A 20,238-nucleotide genomic window follows, 5' to 3' on the forward strand; every position below is an offset into this window, starting at 1 on the left:
CGCCGGGCGGGGCCATGCGGTATTAATGCTTCGGGCTCAGGTGTCGATATATTACATGGGTCTATTAATAAAGCTGGAACAGATTTTATGGTTGGACGTGGCGCGCATAGCAGTACAGAAGCCGTAAAGCTCAAAGACACCTTCAGGGAGATCGACAAGCGCATGGAGCAACTTGGCGATTTGCCGATTTTCAGCGCTACCGTGAATCGCGTCAATCACGTTAGCAGCGACCAGGATAGTGACGCCATGGCCCTGGCGGTAGAGGTCATGCGGGATGCCAACCTGACCACAAAGCTGTTGCGGCTCGCCAACTCGCCATACTACAACCGTGGACTGGGCAAGATCTCGGCGGTCTCACGTGCCGTGGTGCTGCTCGGCTTCGAGACGGTGAGTAACCTGTGCCTGACCCTGAAGCTCATAGACAGCTTTCATAGTGAAAACCCTGATATCGATATGAATGCGATGCTGGTGAATGCCTTTCTCACCGGCGGCCTGATGCGGGAGGTCGCGGCCAAGGCTGGTGTCGAGGATATTGAACAGAGTTATATCTGCGGACTGTTGCACGGCCTGGGTGAGATTATCGTTGCGTACGCACTGCCGGAAAAATACATACAGATGCAGCGTCTGCGTGAAAAGGGCGATGACAGCTGGGTAGATATTCAGAAGTCTATGCTTGGTGGCCCATTTTCTGAAGTCGGTCAACGCCTGGCGAAGAGCTGGGAGTTTCCACATACCGTGGTCAATACCATGGAGCCGGTAGCGCTGAGCCATGCGATTACCAAGCGTGACAGGAAAGAGATTAATCGCTCCATGGCGACTCTCGCGCAGATCAGTCTCGATATGGTATACGGACGTGCAGATATAAGCAGTGAAACCTTAGGCGAAGTGCTGCATGACATGGGTGAACTGGCCGGTGTTTCGCGCGCAGAGATAGAAAAATCTCTGACCAAGACCTTCCATACCTGTTGTGAACTGGCCAGTGACTATGGGTTGGATACCCGGACACTCATGCCACCGGTAGAGGAAACGGATGACCCCTTGCTGAACAGGACGGCACGCCAGTTTGCCTATTACGCGGGAACAATGCTTGGTAATAGTGAGCCGAAAACTGCCGAGTCGTCTTCGCCACCAGGGGGTAATGGGAAGGCGCCTGACTCTACTGTCACGGTGACAGCTAAGGAAAAGGCTGCCCTGGCGCAGGCACCAGCCGTGGTTGAAACCTTACAGAAAAAATCTGCCAGTCACGGCAGCCCACAGGTCCAGCTCGAAATCCTGCAACAGATTACCGGTCTGATGGCTTCACAGGCCGGTGTTCATCACGTGTTTTCTAAAACAGTGGAGGCGATCCAGCGTGGTGTAGGATTTGATCGGGCAATCCTTTGCCTGCTGAATGCAGACCATTCACAGTTAATCGGGCGCATCAGCTATGGTGATGGGGTCGAGGTGCTGAAGGATTACTTCACTTTACCGGTACGTGATCAACGTAACCTGTTTATACGTATATTGCGCGACGGTAACGAGGTCTTTGTGCCGAATCTCACGGAAGATACCTGGAAAAAAACGGTTCCTGAAACATATCAGACAAAAGTGGCTGCACCCGGTTTTGTGATAGGTGCCCTGCGTGCGGGAAAACGCCCGGTAGGATTGTTCTATGCCGATAATGGCATGTCACGACGTCCTATCAATGATGCTGAATACCAGGGTTTTCTGCAATTCGTCAATCAGGCGAGGCTTGCATTACAGGTGGCAGAGCTGAGTCGTAACTAGAGGCTAGTCACGCCGGCGAACATGCTGGCGAATCTTTTCGAGGGCCTCATCGATGCCCAGTTGTAAGTGCCGGTTACAATAATCAAGCAGCGGTAACAGTCTTTCCAGCAAGGCGGAGAGGTGGGGTTGCAGGGTGGCGCTGTCATCCGAGTTTGCCAGCGCTGTCGCCGTTTCCAGGTCGGGCGCCTCGGTAATGGTAACTGCTGACGCATCGGTACTCGTTGTGCCAACCGGCGCCGCCTCTTCCATGGGACTGTCAGAGGCCTCTTTAAAAACTACGCAATTAGTGCGTTCGAGCGCAGTGCGTAGATATTCTTTTGCGACGTCCATGATCTCATTAAGGCTGGTATCACGCTGTATAGCCACCGCGGCAATGCCCGCACTGATCGTCGTTGGCAGGGTAGTGTTGTCATAGACAATATTGAGTTCTTCGATTTGCTTGCGAATACGTTCGGCCAGTTGGCGTGCACCAATCCGGTTAATGGATGGCATGAGAAAGGCAAGCTGGGCAACACCGATGCGTGCCACGGTGTCTTCATGGCGAACATTTTCGAGCATGATGTGACCGACTTCCTTCAATACATGGCTGGCCGCATCCTTGCCGAAAGAGGTGAAAAGCTTGTTGAAGTTGTCAACCTGGATCAGGAGTATCGATAACTCGCCATGGTGTCGTTTGGCAAAGGCCAATTCCTTGTTGGCGTGTTGCTGAAAATAATTTTTGTTGGCCAGACCGGTGAGTTCATCGCGGCTGGTTTGTTCTTCCAGCTGGTTGGCGGTTTCATTAAGTTGCCGATGGGTACTGTCAAGTCGCAAGTGAGTAGTGGTACGCGTGCGTAATTGAATAGACTCAAAAGGCTTGCTGATAAAGTCTGAGGCACCCCTGGCGAGGGCACGCTGTTTGGTCTCCTCATCATCTTCGGCACCGGTGATGATAATGACCGGGACATTTTGTATCCGCGGGATATCACTGTTACGAATGCGTTCGAGCAGACCATAGCCATCGAGGTTTGGCATGGACAGGTCGGAAAAGATGATTTGTATATCTTCCTGTTCCTGTAATATCTTCCAGCCCTCTTCGCCGTCACTGGCCTCGGTGAGTCGATACTCCTTGCCCAGGATCTTGGTAATGGCGCGTCGCATCAGGCGCGAATCATCGACGACTAATATATGCGGTCGTTTATCGGCAGTGACTTCATTGATCATACATTTGGTATTTTTATGGAAAAAACCTTTATAAAGCATAGAGCTTAGCACAGACTCTTCAAGTAAAATTTTTATACAAATAGTAATGGATTTGTCATCGTTTTGGCGTGTCGAGTCGGCTTAGTGACATATAACCATTTTAAATTAATGGTTATATGGAATAAGTCTATGATTCGCCACTTCGTCTGGCTGGCATGGGCATTGCATCATCCAGTTCAAGGTGCCGGCCGGACCACTGGCGGGCATCGACAGTGTTTATGTGTTTCTCCTTCTCGTAACATATTTGGGGTGCCGGTCAGGCACCCCATTTTTTTTGCCCTTTTACTTGATTATTTTGCGTAAAAGAGAGTAGCGTATTGGCAGCGTAAAACCCGTAAGAGCACCGCACAGATGGAGTAGAGCATGATCGGTTTATCGCAACAGGTACTACGTACAGATGCCTCGGGTATGCCCCTGGAGTGGGTGGATTATCAGGCCGCCGTACGGCTTTATCACCTTGGCCAGGTTGCCTATAGTTGTGGCAGCCTGCTTTACCGTGTGCATGGTGGTATCAATGCCCGGACCGGTCTGCGCAGCCGAATCGAGGTGAACTCGATCATTGCCACCTATGGCAATAGTCGCGCGCTCAAGCGGGTGCGCGCCCACTACACCCCACCATTAAATAACCCGGCCCTGTTCAAGCGTGACGCCCATTTATGCATGTACTGTGGTGAGCACTTCCCCCGCGCTGAATTATCCCGCGACCACGTCACCCCGATTAGCCTGAAAGGTCAGGATATATGGAGTAACGTGGTCACGGCCTGTAAACGCTGTAACAACCACAAGGCGGGGCGCACCCCGGAACAGGCCGGGATGGAGTTACTGGCGGTACCGTTTATGCCCACTCACGCCGAATATGTTTATCTGCAGGGCAAGCGCGTCCTCGCGGACCAGATGGAATTTTTGCTCGCCCACTTTCCCCGCAAGAGCCCCCTGCATGCCCGCCTGAGCCTGCGCTAGTCGTCCGGAGAATAGTCATGTCAGTCACCGACGCCATTTGCGCCGAGATCAGTGCGACCACCGGACAGGCCTTCAGCCTTGATGCTGAGACTCAGGTCGGCGGAGGCTGTATCAATGCCAGTGCCCGTTTCAGGGGACGCTGTGGACGGGAGTTTTTTGTGAAACGCAATGCCGCAGACAAACTGGACATGTTTGAGGCGGAGGCCGAGGGCTTACAGGCCCTGGCCGGGGCGCGTGCCATCCGTGTGCCCGCGGTCGTCTGTGTGGGTAAGGTCGGGACTGAGGCCTTTATTGTCATGGAGCATATCGAGTTTGGCCGAGGTGATGCGGGTTCTCAACAACGCCTGGGCAAGGAACTGGCGGCCCTGCATCGACACACGGCGAGCCGATACGGTTGGCACCGCGACAATACGATTGGTGCTACCCCGCAGATAAATACCCAGACAAGTGGCTGGGTCGAATTTCTGCGTGACCAGCGTCTGGGTTATCAGTTGCAACGTGCTGAGACGAAGGGCGCCAAGGCGGGTCTATTAAAAAAGGGCCGACGTCTGCTCGATGGTCTGGACTATTATTTTGAGGCCTACAGGCCAGAGGCCTCGTTGCTGCACGGTGACCTGTGGTCAGGAAATTACGCCTTTGATAGTGAAAATGCGCCAATCATCTTTGATCCTGCGGTGTATTTCGGCGATCGTGAGTTTGATATGGCAATGACAGAGCTGTTTGGTGGTTTTCAGCCCAGCTTCTATATGGCGTATGAACGGGCCTGGCCGCTAGACTCGGGTTATGTACGACGCAAGGGGCTATACAAACTTTACCATATCCTCAATCATTTTAATCTGTTCGGCGGTGCTTATGCCGACCAGGCAGAATCCATGTTAGATGAATTACTGCACTGTTTGCCTTGAGAATCCGCCAATTCCAGACTATATCTAGTAATACTATCTAAACATCTGTAATTCAAAAAAAAGATGCCAGTGGATAGAGGCGCCGAGAAGGCCTGGGCGTATGTTATGTAAGGTGGGGATGGAAATTATATGAAGAAGATCATCGCAATCTCGATACTGTTGTTCGCTGCCGTGGTGGAGGCTGACACCAGTGACTATATTTGGAACCAGCAATTTGAGAAAAAACTCGCCCTCGCTCAGCAAGGCGATATGAAGGCGCAGTATGATATTGGCAACATGTACCTGAAAGGCCAGGGCACGGCGCGTGATGCAAAAGAGGCCTTCAACTGGTTTGGCAAGGCCGCGGAACAGGGGTATTCGAGGGCCGAATACAAACTCGGCTATCTTTACCAACGGGGAAATGGCGTCACCAAGGACCAGGACAAGGCCTATCACTGGCTGCGTAAATCTGCCGACAAGGGTTATACCCCGGCGATGTTCTACCTGGGCAAGCTGTATGTCAGTCGTGGTGATTATGAAAAGGCCCTGATCTGGTATACGCGCGCCGATGAAAATGCCTATCACCCGGCGAAAGATGAGATCCCCAAGGTCAAGGCCAAGATTGCCAAGTTGCAGGCACAACGTAGCCCGGTAAGCGTAGTAAAGCCACCGCCCGCGGCAAAGCCGGTGCCAGTAGCAAAGCCGGCGCCTGCTGCTGTGGTGAAACAGGCCCCCGCCCCGGCAGCAGCAGCTAAAACAGCCAGTAAGCAGGCGCGCTATGCCAGGGCGATGGTCAGTACCGGTAGCTGGAAGCTGGGTGGAAAACCGGCCGATGTATTGCCCTCGGATAGTAATGTTTGCCAAAGTCAGGGCAACAAAATTGTCTGCCAGAGCGATGAGCTGGAGGTCGAGGAGAAATACGGCGTCGTCTCCTACAAGCTGAATACCGAGATCACTGATTTTAATAACGAGGGTGAGTTTAATATCGAGTACCAGAAGAATGTAACCCTGATCTTTCCGAGTGACCCGGATAATCCCGATCTCGTGATCCCCATCAATTATGGCCTGCAGGCCAAACAGCTGATGCGTTGCAAGGTCATCAAGAATGACATTACCTGCTATCGTGGCAAGACTCGGGAGCGAGTGACCTATATCCGTAGCTAGATATTGGCTTGGAAAAGGGTAAAAAAACAGGTTGCTTTCGCAACCTGTTTTTTTTGTGAAAAATTCACGTTTTAACCGTGGCGAGACCCATCAAAAGAAAACAGCGCAGACTACGCCTGTGATGAGGGCAAAGGCAACAAACTAGGCGGCATGACAGTTAATGAGTTCCTGGAATTGATCGGCAGGGATGGGCCTGCCAAGGTGAAAGCCTTGTGCAATATCACAACCAAGTCTCTCAAGAGTGTCGAGGGTCGCCTGACTCTCTACACCCTCGGCGACGACATTCATGCCAAGATTATGGGCAAGGTCGATGGCTGAACGTACAATAGAAGCTTTACCTTCATCAGTATGCATTTCAATGACGAAGGATTTGTCAATCTTGAGTTCGCTTAGCGGTAACTGTTTAAGGTATGCAAGTGACGAGTAACCGGTACCAAAATCATCCAATGAGATATTAATACCCAGTGTGGCCAGTGCAGTCAGGATGATCCTGGCCCGTTCCGGGTCAGTCATGAGGGCATTTTCAGTGATTTCGAGTCGCAGGTTACCCGGGTATACCTGGTACTTATCAAGAATTGCCTTGATATGTTTTTCAAGGCTTTGATCCTGGAGACTGGAGGGGGACAGGTTGATTGAAAGGCTAAAAGGGGTTCCACCTTTATCCCAGAGTGCATATTGCTGAAGTGCCGCATCAATTACCCATAAGGTCAGCGGCCTGATAAGACCGGTCTGTTCGGCAAGAGAAATAGTTTCCATTGCCGATGCAGGAGTCTGGGCCGGATGAGGCCAGCGTAGTAGTGCCTCTGCCCCAATCAGTTTACCCGTATGGACTGAAAATTTCGGCTGGTAATGAAGTTCGAGCCGATCATACTGAAGGGCATGACGAAAATTGTTTATGCGTGTCAGACGGTCAAGGCTATGTTGATCCTGCTGAGTATTGTAGAAGCTATAATGTTTATTGGCCGCCTTGGAAATATACATGGCAACATCCGCATGTTGAATGAGGCTGTTGGAATTATCGCCATGTTCAGGGAATACAGCGATACCCAGGCTGGCGCGGGCATAGAGCTTGTGACTATCTACAGTGAAGGGTGCTTCGAGCTCCTGAATAATTTTTTCGGCTACCAGTTGTGCATGTGCGGCATCAGTATTAGGCAGCAGGATCGCAAATTCATCGCCACCAAGACGGGCAATGGTATCTTCCTCGCGCAAGGCGTTTGTCAGGCGTAGACCAACCTGCTGCAGGATAGCATCACCAAAATGATGACCAAGGGTGTCGTTAATTTCCTTGAATCGATCAAGGTCCATGATCATCAGGGCACAGGTGGAGTTATCACGAATACCCCTGGCGATGGTTTGCTGCAAACGGTCCTGAAGAAGAACACGGTTCGGCAGGCCAGTCAGGGAATCATGCAGGGCCTGATATTCAAGCGCCTCCTGACGGGTCTGCACCTGATCACGCATATCCAGAAAGGCAGAAATAAGCTGGCGTGTCTCTATGGTATTAAATTGCGGTAGAGGATTTTCAGTATCCTTTAGTGATTCGCTGCGCAGGGCCGTGGTAATCCGCGAAAGTGGTGAAAGGATGTTTCTGGACAGGAAATAATAACCAATAATGATCGAGGAGAGTGTAAAGATGATGACAAACCAGAAGGTATTCAAGACACTTGATGAAACCTTACTGAGTACACCGAGGTCTTCTTTGTTTGAGAGTTCTATTGCGATATCCAGTCTGACCAAACGTTGCTGAATACTATTTTGTATTGGAAATATTTTCTGGTGCATATAGGGGGCGTCTGCACGCCATTTAGAAGTGCCGTAAATTTCCCTGACATGCTTATATGCCTGATACCAGGTCTGGGCGGCAGTGTGCATCTGCATTAGTGATTCTATGGTCTGAAAACCAAGTTCATTCCGGTCAAGTGCCTGCAGCTCATGAAGGACGTCCATCACCTGTACATAAAGAAGTTCTATATTTTTTTCCTGTTGCAGGATATCCGGATTATCGGGGCCAAAGGTACCGGTAAGCAGGGCAACATAACCCCGAAAGGTAATAATCATATTGGCCCAATGTTGCCTGGCCGCAGAGATTTTTTGATAAATGGGGTCGTCGATCGGATTGAATAGCTCACTGGCCAGGTCATCGTGCGCGAGGCTGGCAGCCGTATTAAAAGATACATTATTCGGCGTTAACACATCACGCAATAAGGTCATGGCAGGAAACAGGCTTTCAGTATTATCGCGTAGTTGCATGAGTGCAATGCCATGCTCACGCAGTGAGCCCAGATCGGCAATGAGCAGTTTGATGTCTTCCGCCTGTTCGCTAATGTAGTGCCAGTTCTGAATGGAGAGTTCTTGTGAGGCCTGAATGGAATCGCCAATACGGGTCTTAAAAACCTGGCGCATACTTTCATTCGGTGAAAGCACATAGGCATTCAGGGCATTTACTGCATCATGCACGGCATAGCGGATAGCGCGATTAATCGGCAGGATATGGTTGCGCTGGCTGAGATTATGATGGCCGCTGTGACTGGCGCTGTTGACATAGATCTCAGTCAGCCAGGCGCTGATAAGCATGAGAAAGGCAAGTGATAGGGTGGCCAACAGATAACGGCCGCGAAGGCTATGTAGGGGGTTGGATATAAAGCGAGTCATATCGTTCTACTACCCTGCAGTCGTTGGCCCAATAAGGCGTATTGACAAGGAGCTAGCCGATAGTTTTCTTTTCGCCCCCCGGCTAAGTATTAAGCATAGCAGCCCGCTCCATGGCTGCCAGTTAACAGCAAAGATTGTAAGTATTTAGTGAAGGGTTATTTGTGTAGAGGGCGGCTCAATTCGTGTACTGCATCCACCAATACCTTTACATTATCAGGGTTAACGTGCTGATGAATACCGTGACCGAGGTTAAAGACGTGGCCACTGCCCGGGCCAAAGTCATCCAGGATGGTCTGCACTTCCTGGCGGATGCGCTCGGGCGAAGCATACAGGATAGACGGGTCCATATTGCCCTGCAGGGCGATCTTGTCACCCACAGACTTGCGCGCCGCACCGATCTCGGTGGTCCAGTCGAGGCCGGCGGCATCAGTACCGGTAGCGGCGATATCCTCCAGCCAGCAGCCACCACCCTTGGTGAACAGCACGACAGGTACGCGGCGACCATCGTGTTCACGGATCAGGCCATCGATGATGCGCTGCATATAGCGCAGTGAAAATTCGCGGTAGTCACGTGGCGTCAGAACCCCGCCCCAGGTATCAAAGATCATGGCAGTCTGTGCACCGGCCTTGATCTGCGCATTCAGGTATTCGGTGACCGTATCGGCGAGCAGGTCCAGCAGTTTGTGCAACAGTGCGGGCTGATCAAACAGCATGCCCTTGCTCTTGGCAAAATCCTTACTGCCCGAACCTTCGATCATGTAGGTAGCGAGTGTCCACGGGCTACCGGAGAAACCGATTAGCGGCACGCTGCCATCGAGCTCACGGCGTATGGTGCGTACGGCATCCATGACATAGCCGAGGTCGTCTTCCATATCCGGCATGCCGAGCTTGTCGATATCGGCAGCGGTGCGGACGGGGCGGGAAAATTGTGGGCCTTCACCGGTAGTAAACGTCAGGCCGAGGCCCATAGCATCCGGGATGGTCAGGATATCGGAGAACAGGATCGCCGCATCAAGGTCAAACCGCTCCAGCGGTTGCAGGGTGACCTCGCAGGCCAGATCGGGTGTCTGACACAGGGTCATGAAGTCGCCGGCCTTTTCGCGCGTCGCACGGTACTCAGGCAGGTAGCGTCCGGCCTGGCGCATGATCCAGACAGGGGTTTGGTCTACAGGTTCGCGCAGCAGGGCACGCAGGAAACGATCGTTTTTTAATTTTGACATATGGAAATCCAACGCTAAGGTGCAAAAGCGCAGAATGCGCAAACTGTCTTAACGATTTTGTTATTAATTATTGTTTCTTCCTTGGCGACCTTAGCATCTCTGCGGTGGGTGTTTATACATCAAGGTAATTCAGGATGCCTTCGGCGGCCTGACGGCCTTCATATATTGCGGTAACAACGAGATCAGAACCACGAACCATGTCGCCACCGGCGAATATCTTTGGGTTACTGGTCTGGTAATGGAATTCACCATCGGCTGGTGCAGTAACGCGATCCCACTGATCGAGTTTTACTTTATGATCGGCCAGCCATGCCGGTGGATTCGGTCTGAAACCAAAGGCGATCAAGACGTGATCGGCCGGGATGATCTCCTCCGTGCCGGCAACCGGTTCCGGGCGGCGGCGACCACGCTCATCAGGTTCGCCGAGGGCCGTGGTAACGAACTTGATGCCCTCAACCTTGCCGTCACCAACGATCTCGACCGGCTGTCGGTTCCAGAGGAACTGCACACCTTCTTCCCGGGCATTGGCAACCTCGCGCCGGGAACCCGGCATGTTGGCCTCGTCACGGCGGTAGGCACAGGTCACGCTGCTGGCGCCCTGGCGGATGGAGGTGCGGTTACAGTCCATGGCGGTGTCGCCACCGCCGAGCACAACCACGCGTTTGCCCTTCATGTCGATGCAGTCAGGTTTTTCACCGAGCACGCGCTGGGAGTTGGAAACCAGAAATGGCAGGGCATCGTACACGCCGGGGAGGTCTTCACCAGGGAAGCCACCCTTCATGTAATTGTAGGTGCCCATGCCAATGAACACGGCATCGTAGTCATCGACAAGCTGTTGCATGTCGATGTCTTTACCGACTTCGGTATTCATCCGGAACTCGACGCCCATTTCCTCGAATATCTTGCGGCGAAGCTTGATCACATCCTTTTCAAGTTTAAAGGAGGGGATACCATAGGTGAGCAGGCCACCGATTTCCGGGTAGCGATCAAACACGACAGGCTTGACGCCGTTGCGGACGAGGATATCGGCACAACCGAGGCCGGCGGGACCGGCACCGATAATGGCGACTTTCTTGCCGGTGTCCTTGGCGGCCGACATGTCCGGGCGCCAGCCTTGCGCGAGTGCGGTATCGGTAATGTATTTTTCAATGTTACCAATGGTGACGGCGCCGAAGCCGCCTTCACCGAGTGTGCAGGCACCCTCGCAGAGACGGTCCTGCGGGCAGACGCGGCCACAGACCTCGGGCAGGCTGTTGGTACGATGCGAAAGTTCTGCTGCCTCGAACAGGTTACCCTCGGCGACCAGCTTCAGCCAGTTAGGGATGTAGTTATGGACCGGGCACTTCCACTCGCAATACGGGTTACCACACTCCAGACAACGATCAGCCTGTTCTCCGGCATGAACGGCATCAAACTCTCCGTAGATCTCGGCGTATTCCTGGATACGCACCTCAACGGATTTCTTTTCCGGGTCGTGACGTTCGACTTCTAGAAACTGAAAATTATTACCCATAGTCTTATCTTCGTTAGAGTGGCTGTTTAAGCAGCGCGACGCTGTAAATCATCCATCAGTGACTCAAGTTTGGCGGCCTTCGGCTTGACCAGCCAGAATTTGCCAATGCAGTCAGAGAAATTATCAAGAATAAACTGGCCGCGTTCGCTACCGGTCTCCTCGACGAAGTCTGCGATAAGCTCACGCAGGTGGTTACGGTGTGCCTCCATGTGTTCCGGCATGATGCGGTGGATATCCACGTCCTGGTTAATGCTGTCGGTGAAGTTATTGTCTTCATCATAAATGTAGGCAAAGCCACCAGTCATTGCCGCACCAAAGTTAATACCGGTCTTGCCGAGTACGGCCACCAGGCCACCGGTCATGTATTCACAACCGTGATCACCGATACCTTCAACCACAGTATGACAACCGGAGTTGCGGACTGCGAAACGCTCACCTGCCAGGCCAGCGGCATAGAGTATGCCACCGGTGGCACCGTACAGGCAGGTATTACCGATAATAGTGGTCTCGTAAGACTTGAAGACACTGCCCTGCGGAGGACGGATGACCAGTTGGCCACCGGCCATACCCTTGCCGACATAGTCGTTGGCATCGCCCTCAAGATACATATTCAGACCACCGGCGTTCCAGACACCGAAACTTTGACCGGCGGTGCCTCGCAGCCTCAGGGTGATCGGTTGGTTGTCCATACCAAGGTTGCCATGTCGCACGGCGATTTCTCCCGACAGGCGTGCACCGATGGAACGGTGGATGTTACGCACTTCGTAATTAAACTCGCCACCCGTCTTGTTCTCAATCGCATTGAGTGTGTCTTTGACCATTTCCTCGGCCAGTTCGCCTTTATCAAATGGCTCATTAAATGGCACGTTGCAAAACTGTGGCTTGTCGGCGGCGACACCGGCATCTGACAATAAGGCAGAAAGGTCGAGTGAGCGTTGTTTGCTGGTATTGCCGTCGAGCATTTTCAGCAGGTCAGTGCGACCGATGATCTCGGTGAGTGAGCGGGCACCAAGCTTGGCCAGGTACTGACGCACGTCTTCGGCGATGAACCTGAAGTAGTTCATGACGGCCTCAACTTCACCGATGAAGTACTTGCTGCGCAGGATATTGTCTTGTGTGGCGACACCGGTGGCACAGTTGTTCAGGTGGCAGATACGCAGGTACTTGCAACCCATGGCGATCATCGGCCCGGTACCAAAGCCGAAGCTCTCGGCACCGAGGATGGCGGCCTTGACGACGTCGAGACCGGTCTTCAGGCCGCCGTCGGTTTGCAGGCGGACCTTGCCGCGCAGGCCATTGGCACGCAGAATTTGGTGTGTTTCGGACAGGCCCAGTTCCCAGGCACCACCGGCATACTTCACCGAGGTCAGTGGCGAGGCCCCGGTCCCGCCATCATAACCGGAGACGGTGATGAGGTCGGCATAGGCCTTGGCGACACCAGCGGCGATGGTACCGACACCCGCCTCGGCGACAAGTTTTACTGAGACCAGGCCATCCGGGTTGACCTGCTTGAGGTCATAAATCAGCTGGGCCAGGTCTTCGATAGAATAAATATCGTGATGCGGTGGTGGTGAGGTCAGTGATACACCCGGGTTGCAGTAACGCAGACGGGCGATGAGCTCATTGACCTTGTGGCCAGGTAGCTGGCCACCTTCACCGGGCTTGGCACCCTGGGCGATCTTGATCTGCATGACCTCGGCAGAACGCAGATAGGCCGGGGTGACGCCGAAGCGACCCGAGGCCACTTGCTTGATCTTGGAGCGGCGCATCGTGCCGTAGCGTTCCGGGTCTTCGCCGCCTTCACCGGAATTGGAGCGTGCACCGAGTCGGTTCATGGCCTCGGCCAGGGTCTGATGGGCCTCGGGTGACAGGGCGCCGAGTGACATGGCGGCAGAGTCGAAACGTTTAACGATCATGTCGATCGGCTCGACTTCGTCAATACTGACCGCGGTGGTGTCGTCAGACAGTTTTAACAGGTCGCGCAGGTTCAACGGCTGGCGGCTGTTTACCAGGCCGGTATAGACCTGCCATTTTTTGTAATCACCGCTCTTCACGGCCTCCTGCATGCTGCGCACCACATCCGGGTTGTAGGCGTGGTCTTCGCCGCCGTGGATGTATTTGAGAAGACCACCCTGGGAAATTGTCTTGCGCGGGTTCCAGGCAAGCTTACAAAGCTGCTTCTGGTCGGCCTCAAAATCGTCAAAGCGGATACCAGAGACCCGGCTGGTGGTGCCGGTGAAACACAGCTTGACGACGTCCTCATGCATGCCGACGATCTCAAACAACTGCGAGCCGCGGTAACTGGCGATGGTGGAGATCCCCATCTTCGAGGTGATCTTGTACAGACCCTTATTGATGCCCTTGCGGAAATTGGCTTCCAGCTTCGTGACGTCGCCGTCTTTAATCGTAGCATTACGGACCATGTCGTTCAGGCATTCATAGGCCATGTACGGGTAGATGCAGGTCGCGCCGTAACCGATCAGGACGGCACAGTGATGCGGGTCACGTGCGGTGGCGGTCTCAACAATGATGTTGGCATCGCAGCGCAGGCCTTCTCGCACCAGGCGATGGTGCACGGCACCGGTGGCGAACAGGGCGTGCACCGGATATGTAGTTTCACTGATGTTACGGTCACTGAGGATCAAGATGACTTTGCCGTTCTGAACCGCGGCAGCGGCCTTATTCGTGATGTCCTTGATCGCTGTCTCGATAGCGGTGCCCTGGTCGTAGTTCAGCGAGATCGTTTCCGAGGCGTAATCGGCCTCGTTCTGACTGAGTTCAAGCAGTTGCTTGAATTTGCTATGAGACAGGATCGGCGAGTCGACCAGTACGCGTGACGCATGTTCCGGGGTTTCCTCGAACATGTTGTGTTCACGGCCGAGGCAGGTCTCCAGTGACATGACGATCTGCTCACGGATCGGGTCAATCGGCGGGTTGGTCACCTGGGCGAATTGCTGACGGAAGTTGTCATACGGTGAGCGGACCTGGCGCGACAGGACCGGGAACGGGGTGTCATCGCCCATAGAGCCAATGGCCTCCTGGCCACTTTCGCCGAGGATGCGGATGATCTCGTCGCACTCTTCATAAGTGACCTGGAACATTTTCTGGAAGACGTCGAGTTCCGCGCTTTGCATACACTCGGTCAGGCAGCTCTCCTCGAGCGTCGACTCGAGGTGGCGTGAATACTCGGCCATCCATTTTTTGTAGGGCTGACGGGCCTTGAGCAGGTTGTCGATGTCTTCCGGCAACAGCAGCTGGCCGGTTTCGGTATCGGCGGCAAACATCTGCCCGGGTTTGAGGCGGCCCTTGGCGACGACGTCTTCCGCCGCGTATTCATATACACCCACTTCTGAGGCCAGGGTGATGTGGCGATCCCTGGTCATGACCCAGCGGGCCGGGCGCAGACCGTTACGGTCGACGGTGCAGGCGGCATAACGGCCATCGGTGAGGACGACACCGGCCGGACCATCCCAGGGTTCCATATGCATGGAGTTGTACTCGTAGAAGGCGCGCAGGTCGGCGTCCATGTTTTCCACGTTCTGCCAGGCGGGCGGAATCAGCAGGCGCATGGCGCGAAAGATATCCATGCCACCGGCGAGCAGGGCCTCGAGCATATTGTCCATGCTGTTTGAGTCGGAGCCGCTCATCGATACCAGCGGGCGCACGTCGGCCATCGGGATAGTATCGGTCTCGAACTTGTGGCCGCGGGCTACAGACCAGTTGCGGTTACCCTGTACGGTATTAATTTCACCGTTATGCGCCAGGTAGCGGAACGGCTGGGCCAAGCGCCACTGCGGCCAGGTGTTGGTGGAGAAGCGCTGGTGGAACACGGCAAGGCTTGAGGCCATGGCCTTGTCGCCCAGGTCCTTGTAGAACACCGGCAAATACTCCGGCATCACCAGACCCTTATAGGAGATCACCTTCGAGGACAGCGACGGGATGTAGAACATCGGGTCAGCGTTCTCAATGGCCTTTTCGGCACGGCGGCGGGCAATATATAGGTGGCGCTCAAAGGTGGTTACATCCATACCGTCGGCGGCATTGACGAAAATTTGCTCAATGACTGGAAGCGAAGTAAGTGCTTCCTCACCACAGGCGCTACTATCTGTAGGGACAATACGCCAGCCCTGCACGTCGAGGCCCTCGGCCTGCAGTTCGGTTTCCAGCGTGGTTCGGGCCGTGTGTGCCAGGGCGCGATTGTTATTGAGGAAGACCATGCCCACGGCGTAGTTGGCCTTGAGGCTGAAGCCGAGCGTCTTGGCAGCAGTCTGCAGGAAGCTGTCTGGCTTGCTTAGCAGCAGGCCACAACCGTCCCCGGACTTGCCGTCGGCAGCCACTGCACCACGGTGGGTGAGGCGGGCCAAGGCACCAATAGCGGTACTCAAGAGCCAGTGGCTGGGTTTGCCGTCCATGTGGGCGATCAGACCAAAACCACAGTTGTCTTTTTCGAATTCTGGCCGGTAGAGGCCGGATTTTATTTTGTCGCTATAGCTCACGTACGCAACCTGCTAATTATGCTGTTAGGCATTTGATTACCGCCCGCAACCATGTGGCCCAGGCAAAAGGGCAGTAATTATACAGTTGAGATAGGGTGCATTCAATTCGCAGATGATAAACAATGGCTGAAAATACAGGTGAATCGAAAGGGAATGCACCTTTATGGTGCATGTCGGTGAGATTATTTTACTTGTTTGATTTCGCCGATTTTGCGTGGCCAAGGTGTAACCAATGAGGTCAGCCGGGGTGGCAGGTCGCGAATGTGCGATTTTGCCACTTGTGGCCCGCTATAAGCACCGTAGACGAGGATGTACCAAAGTGTGCCCTTGTGGCGGGTTTTGATGATCGCGGCCTGCTTGCCCAGCTTATAGTCCTGCAGGACCCTGGCGACAGCGTCGCGTTCCCGACTGCCCATAATCTGCAGGGTGTAATAATTCGGGTTTTGTTGTGCGAGCCAATCGACTGTGACAGCCTTTTTAACCACGGGTTTGGGGGCCGTGTCCGCATTCGTCACTGGTGAGGGCGTAGGGGGCTGCGGTTTAACGCGGTCGGCAGCGGCAACTGCTTTATCCGCAGCAGTGGCCTCGTCGATTGTTTCTGACCTGGCCGGGGGTTGTGTCGCTTCAATCGCCGGGCTGATCTTGTCTATCGGCTGGGTCTGAATATCGGGCTGGCGCAGGGCATAGGCATTGGTGGGCGCGGCACCGGCCTTGCTGCTATCGCCGGGTGCTCCCGCTGCAGCAGGCGATTCCGCTGGGCTAATGGGCTTGGCAGGGAGCAGGGGCAGGTCCAGGTCTTTTTTCTCTTCAGCAGTAACAATAGTGTCTTCCGGGCCGACAGGGCTTGTCAGGTGTTCATAGAGTTTGTTGAATGCATCGCGGGTGAAGACCCAGGTGACGCCGCCAGTAATGACGAGTATCAGCAATACCAATACAAATGAGCGTAGCTGGCTAGCGGCGTTAATCTTGGTATCACTACGATTACCGGCCGGTTTGGTACCGAGCAGGATTTCATGTGCATAGAGGTTTATCTTGCCAGGTATGCCGCCTGATTGACGGTAGATCTTTTTTAACTGGCTTTTACTAAAGGGGAAACCACTCTGCAGGCCCGCAACAGCAAGCCGGTGGTGAATATAATCGCTGGTTTCCGCTTCATTCAGTGGCGGCATATCCAGTGTATGCGTAACACGGTAACGCACATCTTTCAGTGACGAGGCATTCAAAATGGCAGTCAACTGAGGCTCACTGAAGAGGACAATACGCAGTAGGCCCTCGTTGGCATCAGAGAGTTCCGAGAGTTTCATGAGCAGAGTCAGGGAGGCGGCCGGGAGCTCGTGGGCATCATCAATGATGAGCATGCTGATTAATTCGCTACGCTTCATCTCAATAAGGCGTTTTTTCAGCATATCGAGACCGCTGCCAAAATTGACACTGTCCTGAGGCAGGCCAAAACCTTCTGCGATCTGGATAAGTAACTGCTCTGGATTCAGCATGGCATTGGCATCGATCACACAGCTGCGCCAGGATTCATCTCCCATGTCTATGAAATGTTGCAACAGGCTGGTCTTGCCGCTGCCGGTGACACCCGATACCACCAGTAACAATTCGCTGTTCTGGGCAAGGTGGTAGAGCATGTTGAGGAGTTGACTACGTGAGCTGCCGAGCAGAAAGAAATCCTCCTCAACAGAGTCTGAAAACGGCTCGATACTCAGGCCCAGTTTGCTCAGGTAAGGAGCAAGCCCGTTATCGGTATATTGATTGGCAGAACCGTTCATAAAGCACTCCCCTGACCTTCAACAAAGACGACGCGATAACCGCGTTTCAGTTGTTTGTCTCTTTCCATCAGCATGGCGTCAGTAGCTGTTTCGGCATCATTAAAGTGCATGCGCGTTAGCTTGCCTGATGCACCCTGATAACCGGCCTCCTTTACCAGGTTCCAGCCATCGATCAGGTCTTCCTGTATGTGCAGGTGTAAAAAACGCGGTGCACGACCTGCCTCAGTGGGTAATTGCTGCATATAGATGCGCATTGTTATTTTAACGTCAGAGTATTGTAGCCGGAAACAGTCATGTTAACTGTTCGGGCTTAAAAACTTTGTCGTATTCCGATATGGCATAGCGGTCCGTCATGCCGGCGATATAGTCTGCAATAATACGTGCCTTGCCAATTTCGCCATTTTCGAGCTCTTGCTGCCCGGCCTTCTTACGGTGCTCAGTTGGTAGCAGCTGAGAGTCTGTCATGAAGGCCTCAAACAGCGCGATGATGATACGCTTGGATTTGGCACTCATGCGCAGTACCCGATAATGGCGGTAAAGGTTCTCGCGCAGAAAACGCTTAAGGGCAAGATTGTGTTGTTTCATTTCATCACTGTAGGCCATGATCGGGCCGGGGTGCAGTCGCACTTGCTGGATATCCTGTGGTGCAACCGTGGTTAAGTTGGCGACACTGGTTTCAATCAGGTCAACAACCTGGCATCCGATCAGGCGGCGAACGATTTCATAGATGGCACGGCGGCCATCGAGATCGGGATAATGCTGCTCAACGTCTTCATACAGGCTGTTGAAAAGCGCCACTTCCCTGAGTTGTTCGATTGTAATAAGGTTTGAGCGCAGACCATCGTCGACATCATGGCTGTTATAGGCAATCTCATCGGCCAGGTTGGTCAGTTGCGCCTCGAGGGATGGCTGGGTCTTGTCAATGAAACGCCGACCGACATCACCGAGCACTTGCGCATTCTTCAAAGAACAGTGTTTAAGGATGCCCTCGCGGGATTCAAAGGTCAGGTTGAGTCCGTCGAAGGTTGCATATTTTTCTTCCAGCTCGTCGACTACGCGTAATGACTGCAGGTTGTGTTCAAAGCCACCGTAATCACCCATGCATTCATTAAGGGCATCCTGTCCGGCATGGCCGAAAGGCGTATGACCGAGGTCATGGGCAAGGGCAATGGTTTCTGTTAAATCTTCATTAAGTCTCAGGGAGCGGGCGATGGTGCGACCGATCTGGGCGACCTCAATTGAATGTGTCAGTCGGGTACGAAACAGGTCGCCTTCATGATTGACGAATACCTGGGTCTTGTATTCAAGGCGGCGAAAGGCCGTTGAATGAATGATGCGATCCCGGTCACGCTGGAATTCGCCGCGGTAAGAGGGGGAGGGTTCTTTATAACGACGTCCAAGACTCGTTGCATCCTGGGCGGCATAGTCAGCGAGTAATCTGGAATCCATGCCTTAGGCCTTTTGAGATTCAGTCAGCAGCTCTTCAATGGTCTGTTGCAAGAGCGTGTAATCATAATCATCACTGATAACGCTTTGCCCCAGGCCTTTCATGAGAATGAGACGAATGCGTTTATCTATATTCTTTTTATCAACGGCCATGATCTCGAGGAATTGCCCGACCGACATACTGGCAGGTGGCAATACCGGCAGTTTGGCCAATTCAATGAGTGCCTTGATACGTTGCAATTGGGATGCATTAATCCAGCCCTGGTGATGCGAGAGGCTGGCCGCCATGAACATACCACAGGCGACCCCTTCACCATGCAACCAGTTGCCATATCCGGTGCCGGTCTCGATGGCATGGCCAAAGGTATGGCCGAGATTGAGCAGGGCACGCATGCCGGCCTCACGTTCGTCGGCGGCGACCACTGCCGCCTTGTCGGCACAGGAGCGTTGAATGGCATAGGCCAGGGCCTGTGGCTCACGTGCCAGCAGTGCCGGCATATTGGTCTCCAGCCAGGCAAAGAATTCCGGGTCGTTAATCAGGCCATACTTGATGACCTCGGCAATGCCGGCTGCGAGCTGGCGTTCATCCAGCGTGTTCAGGGTCTCGATGTCGGCGAGTACACACTGGGGCTGGTGAAAGGCGCCGATCATGTTCTTGCCCAAGGGGTGGTTGACGCCGGTCTTGCCGCCGACCGAGGAATCGACCTGTGCCAGCAGGGTGGTCGGGATCTGGATAAAATTGACGCCCCGCTGGTAACTGGCCGCAGCGAAGCCGGTGATGTCGCCAATGACACCACCACCGAGGGCGACCAGGGTGCAGCGGCGGTTAAAGTGTCTTTCCAGCAGGGCGGTAAAGACCTGATTGAGGGTGTCGAGGTTTTTGTACTCCTCGCCGTCGGGGAGGATGACCGTTGCCGTCTCATAGTCCGCAAACAGGGCAAGGGTGCGCTGAAGATACAGGGGGGCAATCGTCTCATTCGTGACGATCATGACCTGGCGGCCGTGAACGTGAGGCCTGATGAGTTCGGGGTCATTCAGCAGGCCCGTACCGATATGGATAGGGTAGCTGCGATCATCGAGTTCAACCTGTAGTGTCTTCATGGTACCGGGCACATC

13 protein-coding genes are annotated in these 20,238 nt (G+C 53.7%); 4 read left to right on the forward strand and 9 right to left on the reverse strand.

Annotated elements, in window-relative coordinates:
• The first annotated feature begins 87 nt into the window (after window positions 1-87).
• Entirely contained in the window at window positions 88-1,767 is a 1,680-nt protein-coding gene (locus EL386_RS00560; RefSeq protein WP_126452237.1) for an HDOD domain-containing protein, read from the forward strand.
• 3 nt (window positions 1,768-1,770) lie between these two features.
• Here EL386_RS00560 and EL386_RS00565 read toward each other — a convergent pair whose 3' ends face one another.
• Window positions 1,771-2,970: a GGDEF domain-containing response regulator gene (locus EL386_RS00565; RefSeq protein WP_172597565.1), complete on the reverse strand. Its 1,200-nt coding sequence runs from the start codon at window positions 2,968-2,970 to the stop codon at window positions 1,771-1,773.
• A gap of 402 nt (window positions 2,971-3,372) precedes the next feature.
• On the opposite strand from EL386_RS00565, the gene EL386_RS00570 reads away from it, so the two are divergent.
• The 3 genes from EL386_RS00570 (at window position 3,373) to EL386_RS00580 (ending at window position 6,017) form a co-directional block, all read left to right on the forward strand.
• A complete protein-coding gene (locus EL386_RS00570) occupies window positions 3,373-3,969 on the forward strand; it encodes an HNH endonuclease (protein ID WP_126452241.1) in 597 nt (198 codons plus the stop codon).
• Window positions 3,970-3,986: 17 nt separating this feature from the next.
• Complete coding sequence (locus tag EL386_RS00575; protein ID WP_126452243.1) at window positions 3,987-4,874, forward strand: fructosamine kinase family protein; 888 nt, start codon at window positions 3,987-3,989, stop codon at window positions 4,872-4,874.
• 129 nt (window positions 4,875-5,003) lie between these two features.
• Window positions 5,004-6,017, forward strand: a complete 1,014-nt coding sequence (locus tag EL386_RS00580; RefSeq protein WP_126452245.1) for a tetratricopeptide repeat protein — start codon at window positions 5,004-5,006, stop codon at window positions 6,015-6,017.
• Between the two features lie 141 nt (window positions 6,018-6,158).
• On the opposite strand, the gene EL386_RS00585 is transcribed toward EL386_RS00580, so the two are convergent.
• The 8 genes from EL386_RS00585 to aroB form a co-directional block, all read right to left on the reverse strand.
• A complete protein-coding gene (locus EL386_RS00585) occupies window positions 6,159-8,672 on the reverse strand; it encodes a bifunctional diguanylate cyclase/phosphodiesterase (protein WP_126452247.1) in 2,514 nt (837 codons plus the stop codon).
• Between the two features lie 155 nt (window positions 8,673-8,827).
• Window positions 8,828-9,892: a uroporphyrinogen decarboxylase gene (hemE, locus tag EL386_RS00590; RefSeq protein WP_126452249.1), complete on the reverse strand. Its 1,065-nt coding sequence runs from the start codon at window positions 9,890-9,892 to the stop codon at window positions 8,828-8,830.
• 112 nt (window positions 9,893-10,004) lie between these two features.
• Entirely contained in the window at window positions 10,005-11,405 is a 1,401-nt protein-coding gene (locus tag EL386_RS00595) for an FAD-dependent oxidoreductase (RefSeq protein WP_126452251.1), read from the reverse strand.
• A gap of 26 nt (window positions 11,406-11,431) precedes the next feature.
• Window positions 11,432-15,901 carry a glutamate synthase large subunit gene (gene gltB / locus EL386_RS00600; protein WP_126452253.1) on the reverse strand — a complete coding sequence of 1,490 codons (4,470 nt, stop codon included), beginning with the start codon at window positions 15,899-15,901 and terminating at the stop codon, window positions 11,432-11,434.
• A 182-nt stretch (window positions 15,902-16,083) separates the two neighbouring features.
• The gene (locus EL386_RS00605; protein WP_126452255.1) at window positions 16,084-17,676 is read right to left on the reverse strand and encodes an AAA family ATPase; all 1,593 of its coding nucleotides are present in this window, start codon (window positions 17,674-17,676) and stop codon (window positions 16,084-16,086) included.
• Complete coding sequence (locus EL386_RS00610; RefSeq protein ID WP_126452257.1) at window positions 17,673-17,930, reverse strand: hypothetical protein; 258 nt, start codon at window positions 17,928-17,930, stop codon at window positions 17,673-17,675. Before EL386_RS00610 ends, EL386_RS00605 begins: the two co-directional genes overlap by 4 nt.
• 37 nt (window positions 17,931-17,967) lie before the next feature.
• The gene (locus tag EL386_RS00615) at window positions 17,968-19,125 is read right to left on the reverse strand and encodes a deoxyguanosinetriphosphate triphosphohydrolase (RefSeq protein ID WP_126452259.1); all 1,158 of its coding nucleotides are present in this window, start codon (window positions 19,123-19,125) and stop codon (window positions 17,968-17,970) included.
• A 3-nt stretch (window positions 19,126-19,128) separates the two neighbouring features.
• Entirely contained in the window at window positions 19,129-20,223 is a 1,095-nt protein-coding gene (aroB, locus tag EL386_RS00620) for a 3-dehydroquinate synthase (protein WP_126452261.1), read from the reverse strand.
• Window positions 20,224-20,238 lie beyond the last annotated feature (15 nt).

The sequence above is a fragment of the Sulfuriflexus mobilis genome, assembly GCF_003967195.1.
Taxonomy (GTDB): Bacteria; Pseudomonadota; Gammaproteobacteria; order AKS1; family AKS1; genus Sulfuriflexus; species Sulfuriflexus mobilis.